Origin of the sequence: Cyanobium sp. Lug-B, assembly GCF_024345635.1 — a bacterium.
Classification (GTDB): Bacteria; Cyanobacteriota; Cyanobacteriia; order PCC-6307; family Cyanobiaceae; genus Cyanobium; species Cyanobium minutissimum.
Genome location: NZ_JAGQBM010000100.1, coordinates 1 through 7,340, shown reverse-complemented (window position 1 = coordinate 7,340; position 7,340 = coordinate 1). Strand labels below are relative to the sequence as shown.

The 7,340-nt window shown below is 71.6% G+C and carries 5 protein-coding genes; 2 read left to right on the top strand and 3 right to left on the bottom strand.

What is annotated here, in order from left to right:
- Positions 1-173: 173 nt before the first annotated feature.
- Positions 174-2,975: a type I DNA topoisomerase gene (gene topA, locus KBY81_RS15995; protein ID WP_254977038.1), complete on the bottom strand. Its 2,802-nt coding sequence runs from the start codon at positions 2,973-2,975 to the stop codon at positions 174-176.
- A gap of 196 nt (positions 2,976-3,171) precedes the next feature.
- Between topA and KBY81_RS15990 the strand changes: the two genes are divergently transcribed.
- Together KBY81_RS15990 and KBY81_RS15985 are read left to right on the top strand one after the other, a co-directional pair.
- Complete coding sequence (locus KBY81_RS15990) at positions 3,172-4,713, top strand: NAD(P)H-quinone oxidoreductase subunit N (RefSeq protein ID WP_106220506.1); 1,542 nt, start codon at positions 3,172-3,174, stop codon at positions 4,711-4,713.
- 31 nt (positions 4,714-4,744) lie between these two features.
- Positions 4,745-5,428, top strand: coding sequence for an ABC transporter ATP-binding protein (locus KBY81_RS15985; protein WP_106220401.1), 684 nt, complete (start codon positions 4,745-4,747; stop codon positions 5,426-5,428).
- Between the two features lie 7 nt (positions 5,429-5,435).
- On the opposite strand, the gene KBY81_RS15980 is transcribed toward KBY81_RS15985, so the two are convergent.
- Both KBY81_RS15980 and KBY81_RS15975 read right to left on the bottom strand, forming a co-directional pair.
- Positions 5,436-6,701, bottom strand: a complete 1,266-nt coding sequence (locus tag KBY81_RS15980) for a M23 family metallopeptidase (protein WP_254977037.1) — start codon at positions 6,699-6,701, stop codon at positions 5,436-5,438.
- Positions 6,702-6,779: 78 nt separating this feature from the next.
- Positions 6,780-7,340, bottom strand: a 561-nt coding sequence (locus KBY81_RS15975; RefSeq protein WP_254977036.1) for a biotin--[acetyl-CoA-carboxylase] ligase, incomplete at its 5' end; no start/stop codon positions are given.

Genomic DNA, 7,340 nt, shown 5'->3' with positions numbered 1-7,340 from the left:
GGAGGCCGGCGGGGCCGGGGCGGTGGTGCGGGCGGGGGCGGCCGGGGCGGCCGGGGCACGGGAGAAACTGCGGGACAGGGCGTCGCCGAAGGAGGTGCCGCCGCAGGCGGAGAGCAGCAGGGACAGGGTCAGCAGGGGCCCCGCCAGCGAGAGGGGGGGGCGGGGATGGGCCATCAGCTGGCCGCGGGCTTGATCACCCGCACGGCGCTGGCCCGCAGGCGACCGGACTTGGTGGTGGCGGGGGGCTTCTTGGCGGCGGTGGTGGTGCTTGCGGCCTTGGCGGCTGCGCCCCTGGTGGAGGGGGCCTTGGCGGCTCCCGTCTTGGCGGTCCCAGCCTTGGTGGTTCCCGTCTTGGCGGCGGTCTTCCGGGCGGCGGGCTTGGCGGCGGCCTTGGTGCCGGCCCGGGAGCGGGACGCCCCCTTGCCGCTGGCGGCCTTGGCGGCCAGCAGCTCCACCGCCTGCTCCAGGGTGATGGTCTCGGCGGTGGTGCCCTCCGGCAGGGAGGCGTTCACCTTGCCCTGCTTGACGTAGAGCCCGTAGGGACCGTCGAACAGCTGGATGGCCTCCTCGGAGCCTTCGGGCACCCCCAGATCCTTCAGGGCCGTGCGGCCGCCGCGGCCCTTCTTGGGCATGGCCAGCAGCTCCAGGGCCCGGCTCAGCCCCACGGCCAGCACGTCGTCCTCGGCCTTGAGGGAGCGGTAGTCCTTCTCGCCCTTGCCCTTGTCGTGGACCACGTAGGGACCGAAGCGCCCCAGCCCGGCCTGCACCTTGCCGCCGTCGGGGTGCTCCCCCAGGTGGCGGGGCAGCCGCAGCAGCCCCAGGGCATCCTCGAGGCTGAGGTCCTCGGGCTTGACACCCTTGGGCAGGGAAGCCCGCTTGGGCTTGGGCACCTCCTCGCTCACCTGGCCGCGCTGCACGTAGGGGCCGTACTGGCCGAACAGCAGGTACACCTGCTCGCCGGTCTCGGGGTCCTCCCCGAGGGACTCGGGCCCCTCAGCCTTCTGGCGCAGCAGCAGCTCGGCCTTCTCGGCGTCGAGATCGGCCGGGGTGATCTCCTGGGGCAGGGTGGCCTTGAGCATCTCCTCGCTGCCGTCATCCGCCACCCGCTTGGTCTCCAGGTAGGCGCCGAAGCGGCCGATGCGCACCACGCAGGGCAGGCCCTCCAGCACCACCGTGCGGGAGATGCCGGGGTCGATGTCGCCCTCCCGCTGCTGCACCTGGGTCTCCAGGCCCTTCTCCCCCTTGTAGAAGTTCTCCAGGTAGGGCAGCCAGGACACCTTGCCGGTGGAGATCTCGTCGAGGGTATGCTCCATCTTCGAGGTGAAGGCCGTGTCCACCAGGTCGGGGAAGTGCTCCTCCAGCAGGGCCGTCACGGCGAAGGCCGTGAAGCTGGGGGTGAGGGAGTTGTTCTGCAGGGTGGCGTAACCCCGGTCGACGATGGTGCCGATGATGCTGGCGTAGGTGGAAGGCCGGCCGATGCCCTCCTTCTCCAGGGTCTTGACCAGGGCCGCTTCGCTGTAGCGGGCGGGGGGCTGGGTCTGGTGGCCGAGGGCCTCGACGCCGCGGCAGACGGGCGCGTCACCGACTGCGAGCGACGGCAGCAGCACCTCCTGGCCCTCCAGCGCGGCATCGGGGTCATCGCTTCCCTCCACATAGGCACGGAAGAAGCCGGCGAAGTCGATGCGCTTGCCGCTGGCCCGGAAGGTGGCGCCCGCCGCCTCAATGTCGACGGCCAGCAGGGTGAGGCGGGCATCGGCCATCTGGCTGGCCACGGTGCGCTTCCAGATCAGTTCGTAGAGCGCCAGGTCGCGGCCGTCGAGGCCGGTGTCCTTCGGCGTACGGAAGCTCTCGCCGGCGGGCCGGATCGCCTCGTGGGCCTCCTGGGCATTGCGGGCCTTGGTGCTGAACTGGCGCGGCGCCGGGCTGAGGAACTCCTTGCCATACATGGCACCGACGCAGTTGCGGGCCGCCGTCAGGGCCTGGTCGGAGAGGTGCACCGAGTCGGTGCGCATGTAAGTGATGAAGCCCCGCTCGTAGAGGGCCTGGGCCGTGCGCATGGTGTCGCGGGCCGAGAGCCGCAGCTTCCGGTTGGCCTCCTGCTGCAGGGTGCTGGTGGTGAAGGGGGGCACGGGCTTGCGCACCGTGGGCTTCTCCTCCACCGCCGCCACCCGCCAGGGGGAGGTCTCCACGGCGGCCTTGAGGGCGGCCGCCTCGGCCTCGCTGAGCAGCTTCACCTTGCTGCCGCTCTTCAGGCCGCCGGTTGTCTCGTCGAAATCGGAGCCGCCGGCGATGCGCTCGGCCCCCACGTGGGTGAGCTTGGCCTCGAAAGGCGAGGCCGTCTGCTCCAGACGGGCCTTGAGATCCCAGTAACTGCCGCTGCGGAAGGCGCGACGGGCCCGCTCGCGCTGCACCAGCAGCCGCACCGCCACCGACTGGACGCGGCCGGCGGAGAGGCCCCAGGCGACCTTCTTCCACAGCAGGGGCGAGAGGGTGTAACCCACCAGGCGATCGAGGATGCGCCGGGTCTCCTGGGCATGGACCAGCTCCATGTCCAGGTCACGGGTCTGGTCGAGGGCGCGGCCGATCGCCTCCTTGGTGATCTCGTGGAACACCATCCGCTTCACCGGCACCTTCGGCCCGAGCAGCTGGAGCAGGTGCCAGCTGATGCTCTCGCCTTCCCGGTCCTCGTCCGTGGCCAGCAGCAGCTGGTCGGCATCCTTGAGGGCGTCCTTGAGCTCCTTCACCACCTTTTTCTTGTCCTTCGGCACCACGTAGAGGGGTTCGAAGCCGTTGGCGGTGTTGACACCGAGGTTGGCCCACTTCTCGCCCTTGTGGGCGGCCGGAATCTCGCTGGCGTTGTTGGGGAGATCGCGCACGTGGCCCATCGACGCCTCCACCCGGAAGGTCTTGGGCAGGAACGCCCGGATGGTGCGTGCCTTGGTGGGGCTCTCGACGATGACCAGGGTGTGGGCCACGGGAAGGCGCGATACCGCTTCCTTCTTTATCGCATCGACGGGCCCGGCGGGTATCCGGGCACCAGACCGCCCCTCCAGATGGCGGCTACAGTCCGCCACATCGCGCGCCTACCCGAACCCTGTGGCCGACCTGTTTCTGGCAGCAGCGAGCTCCGTCACCCCTGCCGCCACCACCGCCGCTTCCGCCGCCGATGCGATCGCCTCGGGTCTGGGCACCGGCGCCCTGGCCCTGCAGCTGAACGCCGGGGCGATCGCTCCGGAGGCGGCCGTGCTGCTGACCCTGGTGGTCTGTCTGGTGGTCGACCTGGCCGGCGAGAAGGCCGCCAGCCGCTGGGTGCCGCCCATCTGCTACGGCGGTCTGGGCGCCTCCCTGGTGCTGCTGGCCCTGCAGTGGAACAGTCCGCTGGAGCCCTCCTTCCTCGGCTCCTTCCTGGCCGACAACCTGGCCATCGCCTTCCGGGCGGTGGTGGCCGCCTCCACCCTGATCTCCCTGCTGCTGAGCTGGCGCTACGTGGAGCGCAGCGGCACGCCCATGGGCGAATACGCCGCCATCCTGCTGGCCGCCACCCTCGGGGCCATGTTCCTGTGCGGCTCCACCGATCTGGTCAGCATCTTCATTTCCCTGGAAACCCTCTCGGTCGCCAGCTATCTGCTGGCGGGCTACATGAAGCGGGATGCCCGCAGCTCCGAGGCGGCCCTGAAGTATCTGCTGGTGGGATCGGCCGCCGCCGCGGTGTTCCTCTACGGCGCCTCGCTCCTCTACGGCCTCAGCGGCGGTGCCACCAGCCTGGCCACCATCGGCCTGGCCCTGCAGACCAGCGCCTCGCCGATCACGGCGCTGGCTCTGGTGTTCGTGCTGGCCACCGTGGCCTTCAAGATCGCCGCCGTGCCCTTCCACCAGTGGACCCCCGACGTTTATGAGGGGTCCCCCACCCCGGTGGTGGCCTTCCTGTCGGTGGGCTCGAAAGCGGCCGGTTTCGCCCTGGCGGTGCGGCTGCTGGTGGGCTGCTTCGAGAGCTTCGATGCCCAGTGGAAATTCCTGTTCACCGTGCTCGCGGTGTTGAGCATGGTGCTGGGCAACGTGGTCGCCCTGGCCCAGACCTCGATGAAGCGGATGCTGGCCTACAGCTCCATCGGCCAGGCCGGCTTCGTGATGATCGGCCTGGTGTGCGGCACCGAGGACGGCTTCTCGGCGATGGTGCTGTACATGGCCGCCTATCTGTTCATGAACCTGGGGGCCTTCGCCTGCATCATCCTCTTCTCCCTCCGCACCGGAAGCGACCGCATCGCCGACTACGCCGGCCTCTATCAGAAGGATCCCCTGATCACCCTGGGCCTGAGTCTCTGCCTGCTCTCCCTCGGCGGCATCCCGCCGATGCTGGGCTTCTTCGGCAAGATCTACCTGTTCTTCGCCGGCTGGGCCGACCACCAGTACCTGCTCGTCGTGGTGGGTCTGGTCACCTCGGTGGTCTCGATCTACTACTACATCTCGGTGATCAAGATGATGGTGGTGAAGGAACCCCAGGAGGCTTCCGATGTGGTCAAGGCCTATCCCGCCATCACCTGGAACCTGGCCGGCATGCAGCCCCTGCGGGCTGCGCTTGTGGGCTGTGTCGTGATCACCGCCGTCGGCGGGGTGCTCTCCAGCCCCCTGTTCGACTGGGCCAGCTCCACCGTGGCCGGCACCCCGATCCTGCAGCAGGCCATCGCCGCCAGCGCCATTGCCCCGCTGGGCTGAGTCGGGGGCAGATTTCCCTAGCCTGGCGGCCATGGAGTCCCTCCCCCCACCGGTGGCCGAACTGGTCCACGTCTCGAAGGTCTACGGCAGCGGCGACACCGAGGTGCGCGCCCTCGACGACCTCTCCCTGATCGTCCAGAAGGGCGACTACCTGGCGGTGATGGGGGCCAGCGGCTCCGGCAAGAGCACGGCGATGAACATCCTCGGCTGCCTCGACCGTCCCAGCTCCGGCAGCTACCGGCTCAACGGCACCGATGTCGACAGCCTCGACGACGACGAACTGGCCGACCTGCGCAACCAGCAGCTGGGCTTCGTCTTCCAGCAGTTCCACCTGCTGCCCCAGCTGAGCGCGATCGACAACGTGATGCTGCCGATGATCTACGCCCGTGTCCCCAAGGAGGAGCGGCGACGGCGGGCCCTGGCGGCCCTCGATCGGGTGGGCCTCTCCCACCGGCTGGAGAACAAGCCCAACCAGCTCTCCGGGGGCCAGCAGCAGCGGGTGGCCCTGGCCCGGGCGATCATCAACGACCCGGCCATGCTGCTGGCCGACGAGCCCACCGGTGCCCTCGACTCCCACACCACCGAGGAGGTGCTGAGCCTGTTCGGCGATCTCAATGCCCAGGGGATCACCATCCTGCTGGTGACCCACGAAACCGAGGTGGGCGCCAGGGCCGACCGAGTGGTGCACTTCCGCGACGGCCGCATCAGCGCCTGAGGCGCCCTCAGCCCGGCGTCGGGCGGGCGGTGGGGGGCACGCTCAGCCGCTCCCCGGGCAGGGGCAGCGGGGAGCGGGGACGCTCCAGAGTGGCGATCAGCTGACCCATCAGCAGGGCCACCGCGTCGGTGGGGCCGCTGCCGTCGGCACTGGCCAGACCGGCGAACAGGCCGCCGCCCGGATCGAGGTCGCCGGGGTCGGTGGCCACCCAGCCGCCGTCCTGGGGCAGGCGCAGCTCGAAATGCAGGTGGGGGCCGGTGCTCAGGCCCGTGCTGCCGACCCGGCCGATCACCTCGCCTTGGCGCACCATCTCGCCGTCCTTGACGTAGAGCTCGGAGAGGTGGCCGTAGAGGGTGCGACGCCGGGGCCGGTCGTGCTCGATCTCCACCGCCAGGCCGTAGCCGCCGGCCAGGCCGCTGCTGACGACGCGCCCGGAGAGGGCGGCCACCACCGGGGTGCCCTCGGGCGCCGCCAGATCACGGCCGGCGTGCATCAGCCAGCTGCCCAGGACCGGATGCAGGCGATAGCCGAAGCCGCTGGTGGTGACGGCCGAGCCGATCAGGGGGAACAGCAGCCGCTGGTTGCCGTTGCCGACGATCGGGGCGGGTCGGGGGGTGACGCGGAACACGTCGGTGAGGCGGAAGCTGCCGCCGGCACCGGTGAGCAGGGCGCTGACCGGCACGGTGATCGGCGGCAGGGGGGAGGCGTCGAAGCCGAAGCCGCCGAAACCGGCCCCGCGGCCCCCGGCCACCAGATCCCCCTCGCCCAGGCCGTCGCTGAGGCCATCCTTGCGGCCGCGGCCGATGATGATCACGCCGGTGCTGCACTCCTGGGCCGAGAGGGCGCCGGCCTTGCAGGCCCGGCTGCGGGTGGCGGCCTCCTGGGGTGACAGCAGCGAGCCGCGCACCCGCACCCGCTCCGCGGGGGTGACGACCCCCTCCCGCACCAGGGCATCGAGGGAGGCGTCGAAGCGGCGGGGCGGCTCCACCCTGCGGTCCGCCGTTCCGGGCCGCAGGGTGGCCGGGGGAGCTTCCCCGGTGACCGGGGGCGGGGGGGCCAGGGGCTGCACCGGGGTCTGGAACTCGGGGCGGGTCACCGGCGCCGCGATCCGCACCGAGGGACGCTGCACCGGCGTCGGCGCCGGGGCCGGGGCCGCCTGATCCGCCGGCTCGAGGGCGGGAACCGCCTGGGCGAGCACCAGCGGCATGGCCAGCCAGGAGGCGGCAGCGCCGGCGCCGAGCGCCGTCAGGACGGTGAGGGGCTGGGAAGCCATGTCAGGGAGGGACACCGGGGGGCGTGCAGGGGGACGACCCGGCGCCGGAATTGCCGGAGACCAGTGTACGGGGGGTCTTCATCCGGCGCCGAAGCCGCGGTGCAGCACCCGCTCGGCGCTGCCGGCCACCAGGCGCAGCCCGCCGTCGGTCGCCAGCCCGGCGGGCCACCAGTCGATGCCATCGAGGTGGATCGGACCATCGGGAAGATGCAGGCGCCGCTCCGCCTGCCGGCAGACCTCCTGGGGCCGCCCGGCCCAGGCCATGGCCCACTCCAGGGCCGCCAGCACCTCCCCGACCCAGTGCCGGGGATCGGCACAGCCGGCTCCCAGCAGCTCCGCCAGGGCCACACCACCCTGAGGCGCCCGGTTGCTGGCGTTCAGCCCCACCCCCATCCGGGCCCAGCGGCAGGTGCCCCCCCGCAGCCGCAGGCGCGGCAGCAGGCCCGCCAGCTTCCGGGGGCCACCCGCGCCGGGCAGCAGCAGGTCGTTGGGCCACTTGAGCCGCACCGGCAGGCCCCGGGCCTCCAGCCGCAGGCAGAGTCCCACCGCCACCGCCAGGCCGGGGGCCGCGGCCGTCGCCGCTTGCGCCGGCCAGGGCAGGGCCGCACTGAGCCAGACCCCCCCGGCCGGGGAACCCCA